We start from the raw sequence: 22824 nt of genomic DNA on the forward strand, positions 1-22824 counted from the left end.
GCTTACTCCTCCTTCCGGTTCTTCCATCCGCGCGGGTCTTTGCCTTGCCGTCTATCGTTCCGATTTAAGGTTAACGGCCGCATCTTCATCGCCCACCATGGGGCGCGAATTACCGTATCATTTAAATCTGCCTTGACCATCGGGGTGAATGGAGACAGGTAAGGGATTCCGAACGAATTGAGATTAATCAGGTGAATATAGATTATAATCAACCCGCAGGTAATGCCGAACAGGCCTAAAATGGATGCCAGAGCCATAATCGGAAATCGCAGCAGCCGGATCGACAGGCCGAGATCAAAGTGCGGAATAATGAATGATGCGATACCGGTCAGCGAGACGATAATGACCATAGCAGCGGAGACGATCCCTGCTTGTACCGCCGCCGTGCCGATGATGAGCGCACCGATGATCGATACGGCCTGGCCGATCGATTTCGGAATGCGAATCGATGCTTCCCGCAGGGCCTCGAAGGAAAGCTCCATAATAAAGGCTTCGACAGCGGCGGGGAAAGGCACGATTTCTCTGGCAGCAGCGATCGTCATTAACAGCTTGTACGGGATCATTTCAGGATGAAAAGTGGTAATTGCAATGTATAGAGACGGCAAGAGCAAGGAGACAAAAAGAAACAGATAGCGTATCCAGCGAATCCAGGTAGCCGCGATATAGCGCTGATAGTAGTCTTCTGCGGTCTGCATGAGCATAGGCAGGGTCACCGGAACAATAATCGAGGAAGGCGTCCCGTCCACGATCAATGCTACGCGCCCCTCCAGCAGTGAGCTGCCAACAATGTCCGGCCGTTCTGTATATTCGACTTGCGGAAAAGGAGAGAACGGCGAATCCTCAATCGATTCCTCCAGGACAGAAGACCCTATGAGGCCGTCGATATCCAGATAAGACAGCCGATGCTTGATTTCCTCTACCAGCTCCGGTCTGCAAATACCTTCGACATAGGCCATGACGAATCTTGTATGCGTCTCGGTTCCCATTGAAAACTCTTCCAGCTTGAGATTCTTGCTCTTTAATCTTCTCCGCAGCATAGTCAGATTGGTGTCCAGGCTCTCGATGAAAGCTTCCCTCGGCCCGCGAATCACCGATTCGTTCGGGGCCTCCTCAATGGACCGTGTAGAGAAGGAAGAGGCGGAAGGGAAGGTCATGATCCTGGGCTCGCCATCGATGATTAGCGCGACTCCTGAGCCGAGAACAGCAGATATGAGCTCACTTGTGTCCGTTACGATTTCGATCTCGGATACGGATATCGCCTGATCATCGAACAGAAAAGAAACGAGATCGCCGTCCTGAGCTTCGTTATATTGCAGGAGGCTGCGGATAATGCCATCCTGGATCGTAGTCTGGTCAGTCATCCCTTTTAAATAAATCAGAGTGCAGTTCCGGCCCGTACTGATCGTCAATTGGCGGTAGATGACATCGGAACAATTGGCGAGCTGCTGCTTCACCCAGGATACGCGGGAATCGAGGCGTCTCTGGGCGTCGGAAGGAGAGCCGTCACCAGGCAAAGCCGGACTTGCCAGCCTATGCACCTGCTTAGGGCGCTTAATTCGGGCTGCATGATTGCGCTGCCTCCGCAGCAGCCTGGTCCACTTTGACACTGTTGCTCCACTCCTTCCTTCTTTCCATACTTGGATGTAATATAAACATTTGCTTAACCTTGATTTTTTATTCCAGAAAAGTCCTTTGCAGGATGTTATTATAGATGCCTGCAGTTTTATCAAATTCGTGCATTGTTCACAAGTCTAAATTCCTTTAAAGTAAGAATAGCTGACTGCGGTACGTTACGTTATTTTGAAACTATTATGGAGGCAGTATATGAGATTGTCCTATCACCAAATCAAATGGTTGATTCTTATCATTCCTACGATCACAATCGGAGCCTGGGAGTTTGTACGGCATGAATATTTGCTATCCTATATTTCGATGGAGCTGGGCAATTGGCTGTCTCCGGTCATCGTATTTCTGGTGTCCATCCTCTTGCTTACTCAGCTCTTCAAGTGGATGGAGCATATCCAGGCAGAGCTGAATGAAGCCAAGGCGCTCAAAGCAGCTTTGGAAGAACGCGAGAGGATCGCCCGGGAGATTCATGACGGCATCGCCCAGTCCCTGTTCCTCCTGAATGCCCAGGTGAATAAGGTCGAGAAGGCGCAGGTCACCGACAAGGTTACATTTGAAAAATTGAAGCACAATATTCATCGCACGAATACTTATGTGCGGCAGGCTATCGCCAATCTGCGGCACCCGGCAGCGCAGGACGCCGTCTCCTGGCTGCAAGGGATCGGCAGCCTCGTCCGGGAGCTTGAGGCAGAATCCGATTTGAATATTCATCTCAGCTGGGCTATCCCGGAGGATCGGCTCTCGGTGCGGGATAAGATCGAGCTGCTGGCCTTGATCCGCGAATCGCTCTTCAACATCCGCAAGCATGCCAGGGCAAATGAGGTGCGAATTACGGGCCGGGTTACGGCTGAGGGGTGGAGATGCTCGGTTACGGATGACGGGGTGGGCTTCGACTTGCACGAAGTGGGCAGTCATCACTATGGCATCAAGATGATGCAGGACCGGGCGGCCATGATGGGATGGGGCTTCGAGATCGAGCGGAGCGGCGGCCAGACGCTGGTCACGATTCAAAAGTCGACAATGCCTTGACGATAATTGTCACAGGACATATAATGAGAACGATTATCACTATCATTGGTTAGTAGTGGATTTTTTGAGAGCAGCAATTTTGAACAGGCGCAGAATCCGTATAGATTTGAGCTTGCGGTTCGCGCTTTGCGGATGGGGAGAACTTTTGTATGATGGATATGGTAGAAACGACGAAGACGGGCGGGCGGCTGCCCGTGTCGAAGCAGAGAGCAAGGCCGGTTGTCGTCTCCTTGATTCTACTTGGGGGAATCGCGGCATTAATTTTGGGAATTGCGCTCTCGGTGTCATTTGGCGCAGCGGATATCCGCTTCGTGACGGTGTGGGAAGCGGTATTTCGCTATAATCCGGAGCTGACGCAGCATCAGATCATTCAGGAAATACGCCTGCCCCGCATTCTTGGCGGCGCCATGGTCGGGGCGGGCTTTGCCGTGGCGGGAGCCCTCATGCAGGGAATGACCCGCAACCCGATGGCCGATTCCGGGCTGCTCGGGCTCAATGCCGGAGCAGGCCTTGCGCTGGCGCTATGCTTTGCCTTTTTTCCGGGGCTATCGTTTAATTTGCTCATTCTGTTCTCCTTCCTGGGGGCGGGTGCCGGAGCAGCGCTCGTCTTCGGAATCAGCTCGCTGTCGAAGGGAGGAGCGACCCCGGTGCGCCTCGTATTGGCGGGGGCGGCGGTCAGCGCATTGCTTGTAGCTCTCAGCGAGGGTGTTGCGCTGTATTTTCAGGTCGGTCAGGACCTGGCCTTTTGGTATGCGGGCGGGGTGGCCGGGACAAAATGGTTCCAGCTGAAAATCATGCTCCCCTGGGTGGGAGGCGCGCTGATCGGGGCGATGGCGCTGTCGCGGTCGATTACGATGCTAAGCCTGGGGGAAGAGGTGGCTGTCGGCCTTGGGCAGCGGACCGGGCTGGTCAAGCTGGCAGGCACGATCATCGTGCTTATTCTTGCCGGCTCATCGGTGGCGGTCGTCGGCTCTGTCGGCTTTATCGGCCTGATCATCCCGCACTTAACCCGCTTTCTTGTCGGTGTCGATTACCGCTCGATTATTCCCTGCTCGGCGATTCTCGGCAGCCTGCTGACCGTCTTTGCCGATTTGGCGGCAAGAATGATCAATGCCCCGGCGGAAACGCCGCTCGGTGCGCTTATCGCGTTAATCGGGGTGCCGTTCTTCCTCTATCTCGCACGTAAAGAGAGGAGGGAATTATAGATGGAACCCGTCAATAAGGCAGTAACTTCAGCTTCAGGCAAGCGCAGGCTGCAGCACGGAATTCTGGTAATGTCGATCCTGTGCCTATTGATCGTCTGCGCCTTTATTGTGAGCATGAATACGGGCTATATCCGGCTATCGCCGCTGGACGTGGCCAGAACGCTATTCGGGATGGGGACAGAGAAGCAGTCGCTCATTTTATTCGAGTTCCGTCTCCCGCGCATCGTTATTTCTGTGCTCATCGGTGCAGGGCTGGCCGTATCGGGCTGCATACTGCAGGGCCTGTCCCGCAATGCGCTGGCCGACCCGGGCATCCTGGGCATCAATGCCGGCGCGGGGCTTATGGTGATGCTGTATATTTCCTTTTATCCGACAACATCGTTCCGGTCTATCTTCCTGCTTCCTGTGCTTGCGCTGATCGGCTCTGGCTTGACCGCGGCGCTAATCTATGCCCTGTCCTATAAGCGGAATGAGGGCATATCGCCGACAAGGCTAATTCTGACAGGGATTGGCGTTGCGGCTGGAATCAGCTCGGCCATGATCGTACTGACGCTGAAGCTGGATCCGCAAAAATATCAGTTCATGGCTACCTGGCTCGCGGGCAGCATTTGGGGCTCCAACTGGAAGTTCGTGCTGGCGCTGCTGCCGTGGATCATCGTGCTGCTTCCTCTGGTGTTCTCCAAAGCCCGGGTGATGAATGTTCTGAACCTGGGCGAGAATTCGGCAACCGGGCTCGGGGCGTCCGTGGAGAGGGAGCGCCTGCTGCTGCTCGCGGCGGCGGTCGGCCTGGCCGGCTCCTCGGTGGCGGTGAGCGGAGGCATCGGCTTCGTCGGCCTGATCGCTCCGCATTTGGCGAGGCGGCTCGTCGGTCCGAAGCATGAGCTGCTGCTGCCGGCCTCAGCGTTGACCGGAGCGCTGCTCGTCATCGTTGCCGACACGATCGGACGCTTGATTCTGCAGCCCTCGGAAATACCGACGGGGATCGTTGTAGCGGTGATTGGCGCGCCGTATTTTCTCTATTTGCTGACCAAAGTGAAAGGCTAGTCTATAAAGCTGCGGCAGCCCGCGATGGGGCAGAGGCTGCAGCTTTTTTTTGTGCGCAGAAGAAGGGCGGGCATGTTCCGTTTCGATTTTGAAGGACTCCACTTGCAGCCGGAGAATGAACTGCTTAAAGAGCGTTTTCTGGTTGTATGAAATTGCACAGGATGGGGAAATATCTCTTGATTAATTTTGGGAAAACAGGTATATTACAAACACGCACTATATTTTGTATGAAACCTAGTCATTAGACACCATATATAGTGTGAAGCTTGGAGATATGGGATTGTACACATTAGAATGACGCCTATGGCTCATCACCTGCGGGTGGGCCATTTCTTCACGGGAGGGAAAGCAATGCTCGTTGTTTATGATTCGAAGACGGGTAACGTTAAACGATTCGTCAGCAAATTGGATGTGGAGCATGTCCAGATTCGAGACGGACTGGTCGTTGACCGGCCATTTGTACTCATTACATATACGACAGGCTTCGGCCAGGTTCCAGCGTCGACCTTGGAATTCCTCGAGGCTAACGGCGATCTGCTGCAGGGCGTGGCTGCCAGCGGCAATACGAACTGGGGCGTTCGCTATGGCTTGGCCGGGGATCAGGTTGCGGAGATGTATTCCGTCCCTTTATTGATGAAATTCGAGCTCAGCGGCACCAAGAAGGATGTCGAGCGATTCAAACAGGAGGTTATGCAAATTGACTACATTAACGCCAGCTCAACCGCTTACGCAAACACAAATTCCCAATTGGATACAGCTTAACAATGAGATCATGGTGCAGAAGAACGGGAAGTTCCAGTTCTATAAGGATCTGGAGGCGGCCCGCAGCTATTTCGTCGATTACGTGAATCAGAATACGGTGTTCTTCCATGACCTAAAGGAGAAGATCGATTATCTGATCGAGCATGATTACTACGAGGCAGAGCTGTTCGCCAAATACGATTTCGACGACGTGAAGAAGCTGTATGACGGCCTGTATGCACGGAAATTCCGGTTCCCGTCCTTCATGAGCGCCTTCAAATTTTATAATAACTATGCGATGAAAACGAACGACGGCTCGAAGTTCCTTGAGCGCTATGAGGATCGGATCGCCGTTACGGCGTTGTTTCTCGGCGATGGCGACATCAAGAAAGCCCGGGAATATGCAGATGTCCTGATCTCCCAGGAATATCAGCCAGCTACGCCGACGTTCCTCAATGCGGGCAAGAAGCGCCGCGGCGAGCTGGTCAGCTGCTTCCTGCTGGAGGTTGACGACTCCATGAATGCGATCGGGTTCGCGATCAATTCAGCGCTGCAGCTTAGCAAGATCGGCGGGGGCGTCAGCCTGAATCTCAGCAAAATCCGCGCGGCCGGCGAGCAAATCAAAGGCCTCGATGGCAAGGCGAGCGGCGTACTGCCCGTGATGAAGCTGTTCGAGGACGCGTTCTCTTACGCGAACCAGCTGGGCCAGCGGGACGGCAGCGGCGTCGTCTACCTCAACTTGTTCCATGCGGACATTCATGAGTTTCTCGACACGAAGAAGATCAACAGCGACGAGAAAATCCGCATCAAGACATTGTCTCTGGGCGTTGTAGCGCCGAACAAGTTCTTCGAGCTGGTCGAGCAGGATAAAGACATGTATCTGTTCTATCCGCATACGGTCTACCAGGAATACGGAGTGCATTTGGACGATATGGACTTGACGGCGATGTATGATGAGCTAGTAAACAATCCTCGGGTGCGGAAGAAGAAAATCGTGGCGCGCGATCTGATCATCAAAATTGCGCAAACGCAAATGGAATCCGGCTATCCGTATATCATGTACGTGGATAATACGAACGAGCAGCATGCCCTGAAGAAAATCGGGCGCGTGAAGTTCTCCAATCTGTGCAGCGAGATTGCGCAGCTGAGCGAAGTGTCGACGATTAACGATTATGGCCAGGAGGATGTGATCCAGCGCGATATTTCCTGCAACCTCGGCTCGCTTAACATCGTGAACGTGATGAAGAACCGGCGGATGCGCGAGACGGTGCATCTGGCGATGGACGCCCTGACCGAGGTCAGCGACCGGACCGAGCTGGAGATCGTGCCTTCTGTGGCTAAGGCGAACCGGGAGCTGCATTCCGTCGGCCTTGGGGCGATGAATTTGCATGGATTTTTGGCGCTGAACCATATTCCTTATGAGTCCAAGGAAGCGATCGATTTTGCGCGCACGTTCTTCATGATGCTGAATTACTATTCGATCGAGCGCTCGATGATGATTGCCCGGGAACGGCAGGTGACGTTCAAGGATTTCGAGCTTAGCGAATATGCAAGCGGGGCTTATTTCAAGCGCTACGAGGAGAATGATTATTCGCCGCGTACGGACAAGGTGAAGGCGCTGTTCGCCGGCCATCCGATCCCTACCCGCGAGGATTGGCTCCGTCTCAAGGAAGAGACGATGAAGCACGGGCTGTACCATGCTTATCGCCTGGCCATTGCGCCGACGGGCTCGATTTCGTATTTGCAGTCGTCGACAGCTTCGATCGCGCCGATTACGCAGCGCATCGAGGAGCGGGAGTACGGCGATTCCAAGACGATTTACCCGATGCCGTTCCTGAACGAAAGCAATTATTTCTTCTATAAAGAAGCTTACGATATGGATATGTTCAATCTGATCGATCTTGTGGCAGAGGTGCAGGTGCACATCGACCAGGCCATTTCAACGATTCTGTACGTGAAGGATAATCTGACGACGAGGGACTTGGCGAAATACTATATCTATGCGCAGAAAAAAGGGCTAAAAACCCTCTATTATACCCGGACGAGAAAAAGAACAATCGAAGAGTGCATCAGCTGCGTCATTTAAACGGATAGGCTGCTGAGGCCGCCGCAGGCGGGTACGCAGTGATGAATTGCTGGTGAAATGCAGCATAGTGCACGGGGCACTTAAGCTTGGCAGAGTACAGGAGGAAAATGCAGAATGACAAAGTTCGAAGCGGTGAACTGGAACGCGCCGGAAACGGATTATACGGAAATGCTCTGGACGCAGAATACTTCGCAATTTTGGCTGGACACGGAAATTCCGGTATCCAAGGACTTGAAGTCCTGGACCGAGCTAAGCAGCGCGGAGAAGAATACATTTATGAAGGTGCTGGGCGGCCTGACGCTGCTTGATACGGAGCAAGGGAATGTCGGTATGCCGCTGATCGCACAGCATGTGGAAGGGAAGCAGAAGAAGGCGATTCTGATCTTCCAGGCGGCGATGGAGGAAATCCATGCGAAGAGCTACAGCACGATCTTCACGACGGTGGCCAGCAGTGAGAGGATCAGCGAGACCTTCCAATGGGTGCGCGGCAATAAATATTTGCAGTATAAAACACAGCGGATCGATTCCTATTATCGGAATATCGAGCAGGGCGAGCAGCTAAGCCTGTATCAGGCGATGGTCGCCTCGGTTTTCCTGGAGAGCTTCCTGTTCTACTCTGGGTTCTTCTATCCGCTGTATTTGGCGGGACAGGGCAAAATGGTGGCGAGCGGGGAGATCATCAAGCTGATCATCCGCGACGAGAGCGTCCACGGCGTATTTGTCGGCCTGCTGGCGCAGGAGGTATTCCAGCAGCTCAGCGCGGAGGAACAGGATATCGCTGAGAAGTTCGTGAGCGAGCTGCTGATGGATCTGTACAAGAACGAGCTGGAGTATACCGAGGAGCTGTACGATCCGATCGGCCTGACCCATGAAGTGAAGAAGTATATCCGTTACAACGCGAACAAAGCGTTAATGAACCTTGGGATCGAGCCGGCCTTTGAAGAGGAGGAGATCAACCCGGTGGTGCTGAACGGAATCCGCACAGAGACGAGCACGCACGACTTCTTCTCCACGAAGGGGAAGGGGTATCAGAAAGGCACTGTCGAGCCGCTGCGTGACGATGACTTTGCGTTTCTGGACCAAAGGGTGAAGGAATCGAATATTTGGTAATCATGCTGCACTGGTTGCGGCTTGCAAGAACAAACATCCCATTACACTAGGCGTGTGATGGGATGTTTGTTGATACATATTGGTACATATTGGTACATGTTGGCGCATGCTGGTTCATGCATTATTCTTGATGCGAATGCTCGCTCGTTCAGTCTTTAAGTTACATGGCGGCTTCGCCGCTGTCATGGCTGACCTGCCACTCGGTGCCGAACTTGTCCTTGACGCTGCCATAGCATTTGCTCCAGAACGTCTCCTGCAGCTCCATGTTCACCGTGCCGCCTTCCTTCAATTTATGGAACACGGACTTGACTTCTTCCAGATCATCGCTGATAAAGGCTAGGGTGATGTTGTTGCCCTGCACGTAAGGCATTCCCGGAAATACATCGGAGAACATCACGTTGCTTCCTTTGATGTTGATGCGTGCGTGCATGACTAGATCCTTCGCTTCTTCGGGAAGCGTGTATTCCGGATTCGGCGGGGCTTCTCCAAAGGTCATGATATGCGGTGCTCCGGTGTTAAATACATCGGCGTAGAACTCTACAGCTTCGCGGCAGTTCCCGTTAAAATTGAAATACACATCAACAGCCATTGGCCACACTCCTTATAGGATTAGGATTATGCTTGACTTCCTTATTGTAGCATTGGGCGAAATCAAAATAAATTATGCTGAATTTTAAATATCGCAAGGTCGATAATTAATTTAATTATTTTATTCTAATACTGTTATAAATGGAGTGAATAAGTTCTTTGTTATTCTCATAGTACTCTACTGGTATTTCCATAGTTACCTCTAGAACATGATCCTTTGTTTCTACAAAAGCAAGCAGGATAAGATTTTCAGGGGCCGATTCATCCCTTGCAATATATTCATGATTACTCAAATTCATAATCATGAGATTTAACTTGTTGCTCAACTTCTCCTCTGAGCTAAGTTCAAAAACGCCTTTGTATGTATGGCTTTCTTCATTATAAAATTTGCTTCTGTATGTATCTTTCGGGAAAGCATAAATGTAAAAGATACTCGTCGTTGGTCCGTTCAATCCAAGGCTGTATGTGATATGATCCTTACTTTCCCCAGCTGGTTCTCCCCATTCAGCAGGAATCTTAAACGATATTCCGTAAAAATCCTTTTGCGAGAGTTTTTCATTTGAGCTGCACCCGACTATCCCTGTTGTCATTACCACAAGACATAAGAAAAAAACAATAAAATACTTCGGTTTCACATTAATCCCTCTCGATCTATTATATTACAAAACAAAAGGCTATTATAACATTGGGCAGATGTTTAGACTAGCATTTTGCTAAATCATTTAGCGATTGTCTCACTAAATCCCCTTTTCCAGACAAAATTGAAATATAATAGTCTTATGCGAAACAGGAAGGAGGCTGCCAAGTGAAAAGCATTATAGAAGATCTCTATTACGGAAAGCTGTACCCGAGCGAGCAGATTGTTCCCGATGATCCAAGATATCGTATGTTGAATCAGCAAATATCAGAGATGATGCAGCTGTGGCGGCAGAAGCTGTCGGAGGAAGATTTCAGGCAGCTGGAAGCGATGCTGGATTTGCAAGGGGAGTCGAACTCGATCCACAATAAGGCGACTTTCGTTCAGGGCTTTAAGATGGGGGCTTCCATGATGATCGAGGTATTGAACGAGAAGAAGTAGCGCAATTTAAGGGTTCGTTGGGAAAAAGAAAGGACCTTTTTACCAAATATACATAAAGCCGATACATACAATGATACAGGCAAGCCATACAACCGTTGCAACCACGGCAAGGGGCTGTCCCAGAAGTCATTAAAAAGATGGCTGAAGGGGCTTTTTTTTAGAAAGCTAACCGTTTCTGTGCGAAATTAATTTCTGCGGAATCAACCTCTTTAGCTTGCCTTATATGAGCTACCGAACTAGAGAATGAGCTGTTGAACTCGAATATGAACTATTGAACACAAACATAAGCTATCGAGCACGAATATGAGCTATTGAACACAAACATAAGCTATCGAGCACAAATATGAGCTATTGAGCACGAACATAGGCTAACGAGCACGAATATGAGCTATTGAGCACGAACATAGGCTATCGAGCACAAATATGAGCTATTGAACACAAACATAGGCTATCGAACTCGAAAATGAGCTATTGAGCACGAACATAGGCTAACGAGCACGAATATGAGCGAACACAAACATAGGCTATCGAACTCGAAAATGAGCTATCGAACTTGAGAATGAGCTATCGAGCACGAACATTAAATGGAATTCATGTATCTAATGATGCTCTAAATGAATGGTTCAAGGGTTTAGATGGATTTCATGCACCTAAAATCAAGAATCCCGCCCAGGATGGCGAACATCCCTCTTCTAACGACATGAAATCCATTTAAATCTGCTTTCCCTTCTTTGCCGCAGAAACTAACTACTATAAATCCTTTTAAAACGAGAAACCGCGATTCATGCTCGGCGTAAAGGAGAGGTGGAGAGTGTGTTTGGTCACATCGAGGACGAGAGAAACTGGTCCTTCTGCAAATTGTTTCACTGGTGAGAGTGTTCAAAAGTTCTATTTTTGGGACGGCTTTTTTGGTTGTGCAGAAACTTTTTAACAGCGATCCGCGTCATATGTCTCATAGCAAGAAATTTTTGTAAGTGGTGAGGAGAGATTCAATGAATAATCATTCAATGAATATTAAGCGCGGGAAATTTCGACGCCGCCGAGCAGTCCTCGCGGGGATAGTGCTGACTCTGACCATGCTTATGCCTTTTACTGCTCAAGCAGCCCAAACGGAGCAGATGCCGGGTCAGAAAGGCAAATGGTTATCCGATGTTGTGGCAATCTCCTCCGGGGATTACGCCGTATATGCGATTAAGAAGGACGGGACCGCCTGGGCTTGGGGAGGAATGCGGGATCGGGGGCTGCTGGGCAACGGCTCTATCGTCCCGGTCAAGACTCCGGTGAGGATGCATATCGATGAAGTGAAGGATATCGCGGGCGGGCACATGCATGCGCTGATTTTGCGAAAGGATGGAACGGTGTGGGCAACCGGGGCAAATGAAGACGGGCAGCTTGGCATCGGGACAACCTCTTATCAGCCTGTCCTCGAACCGGTGCAGGTACCGGGCCTTAAGGATATTGTCTCGATTTCAGCCAATTACAACCAAAGCTTGGCTCTGGGCGCGGATGGAACGGTATGGCAGTGGGGAAGCAAGGACAGCGTGCATACGCCTTCCCCCATCCCGGGGAAGCTGGAGGGACTTCCAGCCATCCAGGCTGTTGCCGCAGGGGCTTGGACCGCCACTGCTTTGGACAGGGATGGACAGGTATGGGTCACTGGATCAGCCGTGACGGAGATGAATCCCGACCGCCTATGGGAGCCGACGATCGTAAAGAGCAACGGCCTGGGGAAAGCGGCCGCAGTTGCCGCAGGCAGCGAGAAAGCGGCGGCGCTGCTTGCGGACGGCTCGGTCGCCGTGTGGAAGAACTCCAAAACCTATCCGACCGCGGGGGAGCTGCTTAGCCCGATCAAGGTGAAGAATGCGGAGAATGCATCGCAGCTTGCCGGAGGCAGCTTCTCGTCGTTTAGCATAATCAAGAAGGACGGTACGGTATGGGTCTGGGATAGTTATATGGATGCCAGCGAGTATCAAGCGGTACAGGTCGAGGGGATCAAGGGCGCGGTTGACCTGGCGAATACAAGTCTGCGGGAGCAGTATGCGCTGCTGAGCGATGGCACGGTCATGAAATGGACTTATCACGGCGGGCTGGGCAAGCCATCCAAGCCGCAGCTTGTCGAGGATTCCATTCGCGTCGAGATCAACGATGCCACGGTGGATTTCACTTATCCGCCGACCATCGTGAATAATGTGAGCTATGTTCCGCTGCGAGGTGTTTTTGAGCAGCTGGGCGCCAAGGTGACCTGGGTGAATCCATCGAATACCGTAACCGTAAGTAAAGGAAGCATGAATATAGTCATTAACCTCCATACGCTGAATACGACTATGAACGGGAAACAAATCGCCGATCAGCTCAAGCCGTTCAATGAGAACTATACTACAATGGTGCCGCTGCGCTTCGTCGCCGAGGCGCTGGGCGCCAAAGTAAACTGGGTCAAGGAGCAGCATGCGATACGAATCGAGCTGCCGAATCCATAGGGCAAGATGACAAGAAGGACATTCTCTTTAATAGGAGGGTGTCCTTTTTTAACGAGATGAGCAGGGATCGGCAGTCGAAATTTACAGCCAGGTCTGAACTAAGCCGTGAGGGACGTCTCTTCTCGCTCTACCCGATCCTCCTTTCTCGGTGTTGCTCCCGCAGCAGCAGGGCAAGGGGTACACTCTGCAGCACCAGCAGGGCCGCAACAACAAAGGAATCGTCGATGCCTAAAGTGTATGCGTAAAAGTGAATCCATCAGCACTAGAGGTGAGGGCAGATTGCTGCAGTACGGTGGTATGGAGGTTCTGGCGCGCATAGAACAGCGAGGCGAACCAGCCCAGAGCCAAAGCGCCAAAAATTTAAACCGCCGCCAGTTCATGAACGCCGATGCATGGCCATACTATTCCGCCGCAGTGGCATGTATCCCCGCATTCATTGCCGGGGTCATCGGCAGGCCGATGCCGATGTACCAGACGACATCCAGACGGCGAGATAGGCCAGACTCGTATCAAGCATCAAATCGGAGTCGGAAATTTCGATAAAGGCCGGCAGCCCGACGTTCATCGAGCAGACGCTTTAGGCGGAGAAGAATGAGCCGAGGATGAGGACGTAGAGCACGGGCTGCTGTCGCAATACCAATCACTCCTTGCTATCCATGTTTAATACGAGCGAGGGCAGCGCATAGCCAATAAAAAAAGACATGGGCTGCCACTGCGTACAGCCGATGTCTCTGGACGTCCGGTCAAAAACCAACGAAATGCTCTAAAATGGAGTCTTATCGTAGCAGTTCGTACGGGCCTGTCAATTTCGAAGATTTAACTTCATTAATGCGTCGGCAATATCGGTTCAGCTTCTGTAAAACATGAAGAAGTCGTTCAAAAAAATACGAAAATTTTGTGAAAAAGTGATTGACACAGAGCCGATGGGAGGGTAGTATGTTCAATAAATCAAAGTAATCAGATAGGGATTTAATAAATAAATCCATCGACCGGACCTCCGGAGAGACCGCCATCTGCAGATGAGTGCGTCTCTTTTTTTTCGCTCATCAGCTAAAAATGGCGGCTGCAACATGTCTGATTCGCATGATCACCAAGAATTGAAGGGGGTTGTCATTTATGGATCGTTCATCTCTTAAAATGGTAAGCTTGGCGGCGACTTGGCTGCTCGCGGCTGTTCTCCTTGCGGGCTGCGGCGATAAAGCGACGTCAGCGGCACACACCGAAGCTTCGGACGGCCTGGAGGTGACCGAGCTGCGCTATCAGGGCAGCGTGGGCGCCGTGACCTTTCCGGAGCTGGCCGAGGATTTGGGATATTTGGCTCCGCTCAAGCTGAAATTCATCGGCACGACGATTAGCGGGCCGCAGGATATTCAAGCGGTGGTCACAGGGGATACCGATTTTGGCGGGGCGTTTAACGGAGCCATTGTGAAGCTGATTGCAGCCAAGGCGCCGATTACACCTGTGATCTCCTATTACGGCGTCGATGACAATACCTGGTCCGGCTATTATGTGCTGGAAGACAGTCCGGTCCAATCCGCAAAGGATTTGATCGGGAAGAAGATTGCGGTGAATACGCTCGGGGCGCATCATGAATTCGTGATCAAGGAGTATCTGCACCGGGAGGGGCTAACGCCGGAGGAGATTGAACAGGTAACGCTTGTCGTCGTACCGCCGGTGACCGGGGAGCAGACGCTGCGGGCGAGCCAGGTGGATGTCGCCACCTTGGGCGGGGTGCTCCGGGATAAGGCGCTTGAGCGGGGCGGAATCAGGCCTCTTTTTACAGATAAGGATTTATTCGGCGTCTTCAGCGCAGGGAGCTATGTGCTGACGAACAAGTTCATCACGGACCATCCGAAGGCAACGCGCAAGTTCGTCGAGGCGACGGCCCAGGCGATCGAGTGGGCGAGAACGACACCCCCCGAAGAGGTAAGGGCCCGCTATGCGAAGATCATCAAGGAACGCGGACGAAAGGAGGATGACAGCAGCATCAAATATTGGAAAAGCACAGGGGTAGCGGGCACCGGAGGGTTGATCGCCCCCGAGGAATTCGAGACCTGGGTGAACTGGCTGGTAAAGGAGGGCACCATTCGGGAAGGCGAGATTGACGGAAGCGCGATTTTTACCAATCAATTCAATCCGTATCGGGATGGAGGGAAGCAGATCGATGACAACGGCAAAAATTAGCATTCAGCATGTACACAAGGCTTTTCGGATTAAGCGGAATCTGGGGCATTTGAAGGAATCGTCGCAGCCGGTCTCCGCGCTGCAGGACATTCACCTGGAGGTGAGGCAGGGAGAGTTCATGGTCATCGTCGGCCCGAGCGGCTGCGGGAAGTCGACGCTGCTTGATCTGCTGGCCGGGCTTACGAAGCCCAGCAGCGGACAGATTTTGCTGGACGGCAAGGCCATTGCCGGACCTGATCTGGACCGGGGGATTGTTTTTCAGCAATATGCATTATTTCCCTGGAGGACGGCGCTGGCTAATGTGGAGTTCGGCCTGGAGGCGAAGGGCATCGGGAAAAAAGAGCGGCGGGAGACCGCGCTGGAATATATCCGGCTCGTCGGGTTGTCGGGCTTTGAGAACCGTTATCCGCATGAGCTGTCGGGCGGAATGAAGCAGCGGATCGCGATTGCGAGAAGCCTCGCTTATGATCCCGAGGTGCTGCTGATGGATGAACCGTTTGCCGCGCTGGATGCGCAGACCCGGGAGACGCTGCAGAGCGAGCTGCTGCGCATCTGGGAGGCGACGAAGAAGACGATTATTTTTATAACGCACGGGATTGAGGAGGCGGTCTATCTCGGGCAGAGAGTGGCGGTGATGAGCTCGCGGCCGGGGCGGATCAAGGAGGTAGTCGAGATTCCATTCCAGGGCCGAACCTCGGAGGAGGATTTGCGGGCTCACCCTGAGTTCGTCAGGCTGCGCCATCAAATTTGGGATTTGCTGAAGGACGAGGTGCAAAGGGCCCAGGAGCAGGAGAAAACCAGCAGTCTTCATTATCATCAGCAAAAAATCAAGGACAAAGGAGGGGCTTGACATGGCAGGTTCAAGTACGGGAGAGGTGCTGGTCCGCTTCGAGACGGAGCAGGTCCTGCAGGAAGGCAGGCTGAGCCTTGCCAAACGGTCGGCCGACAGGCTGTACCGCGGAATCAAATCATCTATCGCGATCGTGGCTTTCCTGCTGATATGGGAATTGGCGCCGCGTCTCGGCATCGTCAACGTGACCTTTTTGCCGCCATTAAGCACGGTGCTCACGGCCTGGTGGCAGCTGGTGCTCTCGGGCGATCTTGCCGATCATTTAATAGCCAGCCTAACTAGGTCGATCGGAGGCTTCTTCCTGGCGGTTGCCGTCAGCATACCGCTAGGCTTGGCCATAGGCTGGTGGAAGGGGGTGGCTGAGCTGCTCAATCCGCTGCTGGAGGTGTTCCGCAACACACCGGCATTGGCGATTCTCCCCGTCTTTATTCTGCTGCTTGGTCTTGGGGAAACCTCGAAAATCGCCATCGTCTTCTATGCTTGCGCCTTTCCGCTGCTGCTGAACACGATTAGCGGAGTCAGGAATGTCGACCCCCTGCTGATCAAATCGGCGCGCTCCATGGGCTTGTCCCCGGTAAGCCTGTTCCGCAAAGTCATCCTGCCCGCAGCAGTACCGACGATCTTCGTTGGGATCCGGCAGGCGGGAGCCAGCTCGATTCTCGTGCTGGTGGCGGCGGAGATGGTGGGCGCGAAGTCGGGACTCGGCTATCTGGTGCAATATACGCAGTTCAGCTTCCAGATACCGCAGATGTATGCAGGCATTCTGACTATATCGGTCATCGGCCTGATTATTAATTATTTGCTCGTTCATCTTGAACGGAAGCTGACCTCCTGGAAGGCAACGTTCAGCGAATAGACCATAAGACGATGAAAGGATGAAGGGGATGGGGAAAATCAAGCGGCAAATGAACCTGAACGTGTTCATCATGAACGCTGGACATCATGAAGCGGCCTGGCGGCGCACGGATACACAGGCGGAGAGGATCACGGATATCCGTTATTTCCAGCGGCTGGCCGAGATCGCGGAGCAGGCGAAATTCGACTCGCTGTTCCTGGCCGATGTTCTGGCTGTCGGCAAAAACGTGCAGCACGGCGTATCCTCGTTCGGCCTCGAGCCGTTCACGCTGCTGTCTGCTCTGGCGGCCGTTACCGAGCGGATCGGTCTCATCGGCACGGTGTCGACCACGTATAACGAGCCGTTCCATGTTGCGCGCAAATTCGCTTCGCTGGACCATATCAGCCGGGGGCGCGCCGGCTGGAACATCGTCACCTCAGGCAATGAAATCGAAGCGCGCAATTTCGGCCGGGAGGCTCACCTTGAGCACAGCGAGCGTTATGAGCGGGCCAGAGAATTCCTGGAGGTGACGATCGGCCTGTGGGACAGCTTCGAGGATGATGCGCTCGTCATCGACCGAGTCACCGGACAATTTACGGACAGCGCGAAGGTGCATGAGCTGGACCATGCCGGGCAGCATTTCAGAGTCAAAGGACCGCTCAATGTGCCGCGGAGTCCGCAGGGGTATCCGGTGCTCGTGCAGGCCGGCTCCTCTGAAGACGGCAAGGAATTCGCCGCTGAATATGCGGAGGCGATCTTTACGGCCCAGCAGACGCTGGAGGAAGCGCAGAGCTTCTACAGTGACGTGAAATCGCGGCTGGCCAAGTACGGGCGGCATCCTGACGAGCTGAAAATACTGCCGGGCTTCTCCGCGATCATCGGCGAGACGGAATCGGAGGCCAAGGAGAAGGAGCAGGAGCTTCATGAATTAACGATTCCTGCGTATGGCTTGAATCAGTTATCCAGCATGCTGAAGGTCGATCTGTCGGGCGTGCCGCTTGACGGGCCGCTGCCTGAACTGCCGAATATAGAAGCGATCAACGGGAACAAGAGCCGGTTCCAGCTTGTGGCTGATTTGGCCAGACGGGAAAACTTAACGATCCGGCAGCTGATCCATCGCTTGGCAGGCGGCCGAGGGCATCGCACCTTCGCGGGAACCGCGGTGCAGGTCGCGGATCAGCTGGAGGAGTGGTTCACACAGGGAGGGAGTGATGGCTTTAATGTGATGCCGCCGTATTTGCCCGGCGGCCTGGAGGATTTCGCCCAACAGGTCGTCCCGGAGCTGCAGCGGCGCGGATTGTTCCGCACGGAATATACGGGGCATACCCTGCGGGAGCATTACGGGCTGCAACGGCCGGTTAATTCCTATACGGCTAGGCCGCTCGTGTCCCGGTGGCCGGGTGCTGAAGGGAAGCCGAAGTAAGGCCGTGCGAGGCGGTAGGGGGACGGTGTCGAAAGCGCTGTGATCCTTGACTAAAGGTATGCAGAATCAAGAAATCATCTATGGAGGGGCGTAAGAGTTAATGAACCCTCTCCAACATTGGGAAGCGGAATCAACAAATATCCTATGGAGGGAATGCCAATGAGTACGGATGGAAAGAGTCAAGTCGTTGAAGGAGCGACGTTGGAGGTACTGCCTGCAGCAGGCCGGATCGGTGCGGAAATTCGCGGGGTTACCCTGTCTTTGGATTTGGATCAGGCCACGGTTGCGGCGATCAAAGAGGCGCTGCTTAAATATAAAGTGATCTTCTTTCGCGGGCAGCAGCATCTCGATGATGCTGGCCAGGAGGCGCTGACGGCCCTGTTCGGTGATGCGGTGGCCCATCCGACGGTACCGATCAAGCAGGGGACGGACTATGTGCTGGAGCTCGATTCGCAGCATGGCGGCCGGGCGAATTCCTGGCATACGGACGTTACGTTCGTAGATGCTTATCCAAAGGCTTCGATCCTCCGGGCTGTCGTGGTTCCTGCATCCGGCGGCGATACCGTATGGGCGAATACCGCTGCGGCCTATGAGCATCTGCCGGAGGATCTGCGGGAGCTTGCCGACCGCTTGTGGGCCGTGCATTCCAACGAATACGATTATGCCGCGCAGCGTGAGAATATCTCCCAGGAGGCGATCGAGCACCATAAGAAGGTGTTTGCCTCCACGGTGTACGAGACGGAGCATCCGGTCGTCCATGTGCATCCGGAGACGGGAGAACGCTCGCTTATTCTCGGGCATTTTGCGAAAAAAATTGTCGGCCTGTCGACGGCTGACTCCCAGACGATCATTAACCTGCTGCAGAGCCATGTGACTCGGCTGGAGAATACGGTGCGCTGGCGCTGGTCGGTCGGAGACGTCGTCATTTGGGATAACCGTGCGACCCAGCATTATGCGATCAATGATTATGGCGACCAGCACCGGGTCGTGCGAAGAGTGACCGTGGACGGCGACGTTCCCGTCAGCATCGACGGCCGCAGAAGCGTAACGCATGTCAGGACATAATGCGGGAACGGAAGCCGCTGCTTAAGCGAGGATAGACAACGTACCCGCCTCACAGCCGACAGACGGTAAAATACACAGGCTTCTTAATCCGTGCCAATTGATTGGAACCATATTAATAGGGAGCACGAAGCGAGGATCTCAAGCAAGGACCCGATCGAATTACGATGCGGGTCCTTGCTCTTAGGTATTATTTTAGGATTGAAAAGGAAACCGTCGTTCCTACGCCAAGCTTGCTTTCGACCTTCAGGCCGCGTCCATACAGCTGCCTCAGCCGCCTGTCTGTATTGTGAATGCCGATTCCAGTGCGTCTATCGACCTGCCGGTCAAGGATGCCTGCAAGCTTCTCTTCAGCGATGCCCTGTCCGTTATCTGAAATGCGTACCTCGACCTCATGCTCGTTCTCCGTTACGCTGATCCTTACCTCTCCGCCTGCCGTGCGGCTCAGAATGCCATGGATAACCGCATTCTCCACCAGAGGCTGGATGGTGAGCGGAGGGATCGGAATCTCTATTCGATCGTCGACCTCCCAGACGACCTGCAGCCGCTCGCCGAAACGCTCCTTTTTAATATAGAGGTAGGAACGCACCAGGCTGAGCTCATGCTCCAGCGAAGTGGTTTGATCGGAGTTCTGGAAATCGATGCTTAGCCGGATATAATTGTTCAGCTCCTCCACCAGGGCATCCATGCGCTCCAGATCCACTCTGCTGAGCTCGGCAATCGCCGTAAACGTATTTAAAATAAAATGAGGCTTGATTTGCGCTTGAAGCCAAGCCGCCTCCATGCGCAGCCGTTCGTTTGCAGATCTTCTCAGATTGGTTAAGGATACTACTCGTGATTTCAGCTCGGTCGCTTTCACCGGCTTGGTTACATAATCGTTGGCTCCGGCCCGGAAGCCAGCCTCGATATCCTCATCTCTGCTGCAAGCCGTCAGCAGCAATACAGGCATTTCAGACAGCGAAAAGCGTTCCCGGATACGGGCCGTCAGCTCATAGCCGGACATATTCGGCATCATAACATCGCTGATGATCAAATCCCAGTCGTGCTGATCGAGCATGGATAATGCCGCTGATCCGCTGGTAGCTGTGAATATCTCATACGGTTCATCTGTAAATATACTCTCCAGCACCTTCAAATTGACCGGGTCGTCATCGACCGCCAGCAGATGGAACCGGTCGCTTAGCGGCTTGGAGTTCGGCTTCAAGATGGACAGCGCTGCAGGTGAAAGCCCCTCGCTTGTTACTGCGGATTGCTCAGAGGAAAAACTCTGTAACGCAAGGTTATCCTGCAGCTGTGCGTCAGACTCTTCTGCCTGCGGCAAGCTGGGTTCGGCCTGTGGATGGGCTGATGCGGCCAATTTCATTGTAAAGGTAAATATCGAGCCCTCATTTAGCTTCGAGCTGGCGGTTATAGTCCCGCCGTGCAGCTCGACGAGCTGTTTGCAGATGCTGAGCCCAAGACCGAAGCCGCTTTCCGGAGCGGTCATGCCTTGAGTGCCTTGAGCGGCCTGTTCATAAGGCTCAAATATACTCTCCAGCACCTCCGGCCCCATGCCGATGCCTGAATCCGCAACGGAAATCACCGCCCAGCCGTTCTCCGCGGTGGCTTGGACAGACACTTCTCCTGCATACGAATATTTCACGGCATTATGCAGGAGATTGATGAGAATTTGAATCAAGCGGTTCTCATCAGCGATGACGAGGGGAAAGCCATCGGGAATCCTGTTGCTGAATCGGATCTGCCTGCCATCGGTCATGAACTGCAGCATATCGATCACCGTCGAAGCGGCGCTGCGAATGGAGACAGGGGCAAGCGCCAGTTCAATGCGATTCTCCTTCAGCCTTCCGAGATCAAGCAAATCGTTCAGCAAAGATGACATGCGGCGGCCAATCGTAAGCAGCAGCTCCAGATCTTTTGCGCTCTTCTTTCCAAGGTGATCCTTCTCCCTCTCGGCCACGGACTGCGAGATATTCAGAATGCCATGCAGCGGATTTCGCAGTTCATGGGCAACCGTAGCGAGGAAATCGTCCTTCTGCTTGTCGGCTCTTTGCAGCTTCGCCGTGAGCTTCTGGGACTTGTCCGTAATCTGGAAATATTGCTTGAACCAATACGAAGCAAAACAGATCGTAGCAATGATAAGATCGAATGGGTAAGAAAGCATCTTGATGCCAAGCGCATAAATGATAAAAAGCCAGATCAAGCTATTGATCGCCGCGATAGCAGCGAGCATCAGAAAGATATTATCTTTGCTGCTTCGGATCGTTGATCCGAACAAGACCGCTGGAGCCAGCAGACAAGGGATGAGCATTAAGAGCAGATAGACGGGCTTCAGCATGTATACATAGAAAGCCGGCAGCACCAGAATCGTCAATATGGCGGCTGCGATTGCTAGGTTAAAGAGAAGCGAGCCCGTAGTTCTCAAGAAATGAGGCAGCTGATGCCGAATCGTCTGCAGCAGAAAATAGGCGCCGGAGACGATGACGATAAACTGGGTTTTAACCCCCCATGGATAGTCGAAGGGGATCCAAGCAAACAGCAGTCTCTCGCCTTCAAGCAGCGTTCCGAGCACGATGCAGGTGATCATGCCTGAGAAGTGGATTAAGCGCTTGTCCCGATTGCCGATAAAAAACAACACAACCCCATACAACGCATGGATCATATAAGCCAAGCAGGCAAATCGAACCATGTCAGCCGCAAATCCCACTTCCCGGTTCAGGGTGTGGTCCAATCCAAACCTAATAGACTGAACAATCCCGCCTTTATTCGGATCATCAAAGTTAGTCACTTGAATAACAAGATCAAGGACCTCGCCCTTTTCCAAGGAATAGTAAGCGGTATAAGGGATATTTTGCGGTGTATATGCCTCCTTGCGATCCGCAGGCTGCCCGGACTGCGCAAGCAGCTGGCCGTTGACGTATATCTCGGAAGAGCTTGAAATCCTCGGGATATGGAAGCCAAAGGACTTGCCGCGATCAGGATCGACCAGAATTCGCAAACGGTAGGATCCATACCCCAAATAGGGGTTGGAGCCCGGCTTCGGGGGAAGCTTCCAGCTGCCCGGAACCTTTATGTATTCGGCCTTACTTTGGAGCGCTGTCTTGTCAGCGTTATTCTGCATTAGCAGCATATTCGGATAAAACTCCCACTGGCCGTCCAAGATGATCGCATGATCGGCAATTTCATCCCAGTTCCTTAAATCCAGTTCCCCCTGAACAGCGGGCGGGTGAGCCGGTGCTGTGAAGAGATGCATCCACATCACACGAAAGCCCGTAAGGATGGATATAAATAATAGAGATATAAGAAGTATTTTTCTTTTAGTCATGAAAGTAACCCAATTTGGACGATTACGCCAAACCCCTCTAGTTAAAATATGTGAAAACAAAAAGGCGCTATTAAGGATATATTAACATATCTGAATCTCCTAAAATCATCCTGTCCGAGAGGGGGCCATTTTTGTGACAAGCGGTTGAATAGGGCATTTTGACG

18 protein-coding genes are annotated in these 22824 nt (G+C 52.8%); 14 read left to right on the forward strand and 4 right to left on the reverse strand.

All coding sequences use genetic code 11. From position 1 onward, the window contains the following. Positions 1–2: 2 nt before the first annotated feature. Positions 3–1607: a spore germination protein gene (locus BN2762_RS15765; protein ID WP_055107877.1), complete on the reverse strand. Its 1605-nt coding sequence runs from the start codon at positions 1605–1607 to the stop codon at positions 3–5. 217 nt (positions 1608–1824) lie between these two features. Here BN2762_RS15765 and BN2762_RS15770 point away from each other — a divergent pair, with 217 nt between their 5' ends. From BN2762_RS15770 to nrdF, 6 genes are all read left to right on the forward strand, one after another. After that, positions 1825–2655 (forward strand): sensor histidine kinase, encoded by an 831-nt coding sequence (locus tag BN2762_RS15770; protein WP_230202524.1) that lies wholly within the window; start codon positions 1825–1827, stop codon positions 2653–2655. 149 nt (positions 2656–2804) lie between these two features. Then, positions 2805–3860 carry a FecCD family ABC transporter permease gene (locus BN2762_RS15775; protein ID WP_055107878.1) on the forward strand — a complete coding sequence of 352 codons (1056 nt, stop codon included), beginning with the start codon at positions 2805–2807 and terminating at the stop codon, positions 3858–3860. A 69-nt stretch (positions 3861–3929) separates the two neighbouring features. After that, the gene (locus BN2762_RS15780) at positions 3930–4904 is read left to right on the forward strand and encodes a FecCD family ABC transporter permease (RefSeq protein ID WP_392391596.1); all 975 of its coding nucleotides are present in this window, start codon (positions 3930–3932) and stop codon (positions 4902–4904) included. Between the two features lie 351 nt (positions 4905–5255). Beyond that, entirely contained in the window at positions 5256–5666 is a 411-nt protein-coding gene (gene nrdI / locus BN2762_RS15785; protein ID WP_055107880.1) for a class Ib ribonucleoside-diphosphate reductase assembly flavoprotein NrdI, read from the forward strand. A 10-nt stretch (positions 5667–5676) separates the two neighbouring features. Further along, positions 5677–7731, forward strand: coding sequence for a class 1b ribonucleoside-diphosphate reductase subunit alpha (gene nrdE, locus BN2762_RS15790; protein WP_055107881.1), 2055 nt, complete (start codon positions 5677–5679; stop codon positions 7729–7731). 114 nt (positions 7732–7845) lie between these two features. Beyond that, positions 7846–8841: a class 1b ribonucleoside-diphosphate reductase subunit beta gene (gene nrdF, locus BN2762_RS15795; RefSeq protein WP_055107882.1), complete on the forward strand. Its 996-nt coding sequence runs from the start codon at positions 7846–7848 to the stop codon at positions 8839–8841. A gap of 160 nt (positions 8842–9001) precedes the next feature. Here nrdF and BN2762_RS15800 read toward each other — a convergent pair whose 3' ends face one another. Both BN2762_RS15800 and BN2762_RS15805 read right to left on the reverse strand, forming a co-directional pair. Next, positions 9002–9430, reverse strand: coding sequence for a VOC family protein (locus tag BN2762_RS15800; RefSeq protein ID WP_055107883.1), 429 nt, complete (start codon positions 9428–9430; stop codon positions 9002–9004). Between the two features lie 115 nt (positions 9431–9545). Next, positions 9546–10064: a hypothetical protein gene (locus tag BN2762_RS15805; RefSeq protein ID WP_055107884.1), complete on the reverse strand. Its 519-nt coding sequence runs from the start codon at positions 10062–10064 to the stop codon at positions 9546–9548. Positions 10065–10234: 170 nt separating this feature from the next. Here BN2762_RS15805 and BN2762_RS15810 point away from each other — a divergent pair, with 170 nt between their 5' ends. The 8 genes from BN2762_RS15810 (at position 10235) to BN2762_RS15845 (ending at position 19341) form a co-directional block, all read left to right on the forward strand. Continuing rightward, positions 10235–10507 (forward strand): DUF6809 family protein, encoded by a 273-nt coding sequence (locus BN2762_RS15810; protein ID WP_055107885.1) that lies wholly within the window; start codon positions 10235–10237, stop codon positions 10505–10507. Between the two features lie 992 nt (positions 10508–11499). Then, positions 11500–12984, forward strand: a complete 1485-nt coding sequence (locus BN2762_RS15815) for a stalk domain-containing protein (protein WP_055107886.1) — start codon at positions 11500–11502, stop codon at positions 12982–12984. A 237-nt stretch (positions 12985–13221) separates the two neighbouring features. Continuing rightward, positions 13222–13527 carry a hypothetical protein gene (locus tag BN2762_RS15820; RefSeq protein WP_222861087.1) on the forward strand — a complete coding sequence of 102 codons (306 nt, stop codon included), beginning with the start codon at positions 13222–13224 and terminating at the stop codon, positions 13525–13527. Positions 13528–14100: 573 nt separating this feature from the next. Next, positions 14101–15168 carry an ABC transporter substrate-binding protein gene (locus BN2762_RS15825; RefSeq protein WP_055107888.1) on the forward strand — a complete coding sequence of 356 codons (1068 nt, stop codon included), beginning with the start codon at positions 14101–14103 and terminating at the stop codon, positions 15166–15168. Then, the gene (locus tag BN2762_RS15830; RefSeq protein WP_055107889.1) at positions 15149–16018 is read left to right on the forward strand and encodes an ABC transporter ATP-binding protein; all 870 of its coding nucleotides are present in this window, start codon (positions 15149–15151) and stop codon (positions 16016–16018) included. The genes BN2762_RS15825 and BN2762_RS15830 overlap by 20 nt, the downstream gene beginning before the upstream one ends. A gap of 1 nt (position 16019) precedes the next feature. Continuing rightward, positions 16020–16874 carry an ABC transporter permease gene (locus tag BN2762_RS15835; RefSeq protein ID WP_083484959.1) on the forward strand — a complete coding sequence of 285 codons (855 nt, stop codon included), beginning with the start codon at positions 16020–16022 and terminating at the stop codon, positions 16872–16874. Between the two features lie 28 nt (positions 16875–16902). Next, a complete protein-coding gene (locus BN2762_RS15840; RefSeq protein WP_055107890.1) occupies positions 16903–18276 on the forward strand; it encodes an LLM class flavin-dependent oxidoreductase in 1374 nt (457 codons plus the stop codon). A gap of 159 nt (positions 18277–18435) precedes the next feature. After that, positions 18436–19341 (forward strand): TauD/TfdA dioxygenase family protein, encoded by a 906-nt coding sequence (locus BN2762_RS15845; protein WP_055107891.1) that lies wholly within the window; start codon positions 18436–18438, stop codon positions 19339–19341. A 187-nt stretch (positions 19342–19528) separates the two neighbouring features. On the opposite strand, the gene BN2762_RS15850 is transcribed toward BN2762_RS15845, so the two are convergent. Next, positions 19529–22660 carry a hybrid sensor histidine kinase/response regulator gene (locus BN2762_RS15850; RefSeq protein WP_055107892.1) on the reverse strand — a complete coding sequence of 1044 codons (3132 nt, stop codon included), beginning with the start codon at positions 22658–22660 and terminating at the stop codon, positions 19529–19531. Positions 22661–22824 lie beyond the last annotated feature (164 nt).

The sequence above is a fragment of the Paenibacillus ihumii genome, from assembly GCF_001403875.1.
GTDB lineage: Bacteria > Bacillota > Bacilli > Paenibacillales > Paenibacillaceae > Fontibacillus > Fontibacillus ihumii.

Bases quoted from the DNA above. Each gene is read 5' to 3' on its own strand.
- BN2762_RS15770 (WP_230202524.1), top strand. From the start codon at position 1,825: ATGAGATTGTCCTATCACCAAATCAAATGGTTGATTCTTATCATTCCT.
- nrdF (WP_055107882.1), top strand. From the start codon at position 7,846: ATGACAAAGTTCGAAGCGGTGAACTGGAACGCGCCGGAAACGGATTAT.
- BN2762_RS15835 (WP_083484959.1), top strand. From the start codon at position 16,020: ATGGCAGGTTCAAGTACGGGAGAGGTGCTGGTCCGCTTCGAGACGGAG.
- BN2762_RS15815 (WP_055107886.1), top strand. From the start codon at position 11,500: ATGAATAATCATTCAATGAATATTAAGCGCGGGAAATTTCGACGCCGC.
- BN2762_RS15820 (WP_222861087.1), top strand. From the start codon at position 13,222: ATGCGTAAAAGTGAATCCATCAGCACTAGAGGTGAGGGCAGATTGCTG.
- nrdE (WP_055107881.1), top strand. From the start codon at position 5,677: ATGGTGCAGAAGAACGGGAAGTTCCAGTTCTATAAGGATCTGGAGGCG.
- BN2762_RS15775 (WP_055107878.1), top strand. From the start codon at position 2,805: ATGATGGATATGGTAGAAACGACGAAGACGGGCGGGCGGCTGCCCGTG.
- BN2762_RS15830 (WP_055107889.1), top strand. From the start codon at position 15,149: ATGACAACGGCAAAAATTAGCATTCAGCATGTACACAAGGCTTTTCGG.
- BN2762_RS15850 (WP_055107892.1), bottom strand. From the start codon at position 22,660: ATGACTAAAAGAAAAATACTTCTTATATCTCTATTATTTATATCCATC.
- BN2762_RS15780 (WP_392391596.1), top strand. From the start codon at position 3,930: ATGTCGATCCTGTGCCTATTGATCGTCTGCGCCTTTATTGTGAGCATG.
- nrdI (WP_055107880.1), top strand. From the start codon at position 5,256: ATGCTCGTTGTTTATGATTCGAAGACGGGTAACGTTAAACGATTCGTC.
- BN2762_RS15845 (WP_055107891.1), top strand. From the start codon at position 18,436: ATGAGTACGGATGGAAAGAGTCAAGTCGTTGAAGGAGCGACGTTGGAG.
- BN2762_RS15825 (WP_055107888.1), top strand. From the start codon at position 14,101: ATGGATCGTTCATCTCTTAAAATGGTAAGCTTGGCGGCGACTTGGCTG.
- BN2762_RS15840 (WP_055107890.1), top strand. From the start codon at position 16,903: ATGGGGAAAATCAAGCGGCAAATGAACCTGAACGTGTTCATCATGAAC.
- BN2762_RS15800 (WP_055107883.1), bottom strand. From the start codon at position 9,430: ATGGCTGTTGATGTGTATTTCAATTTTAACGGGAACTGCCGCGAAGCT.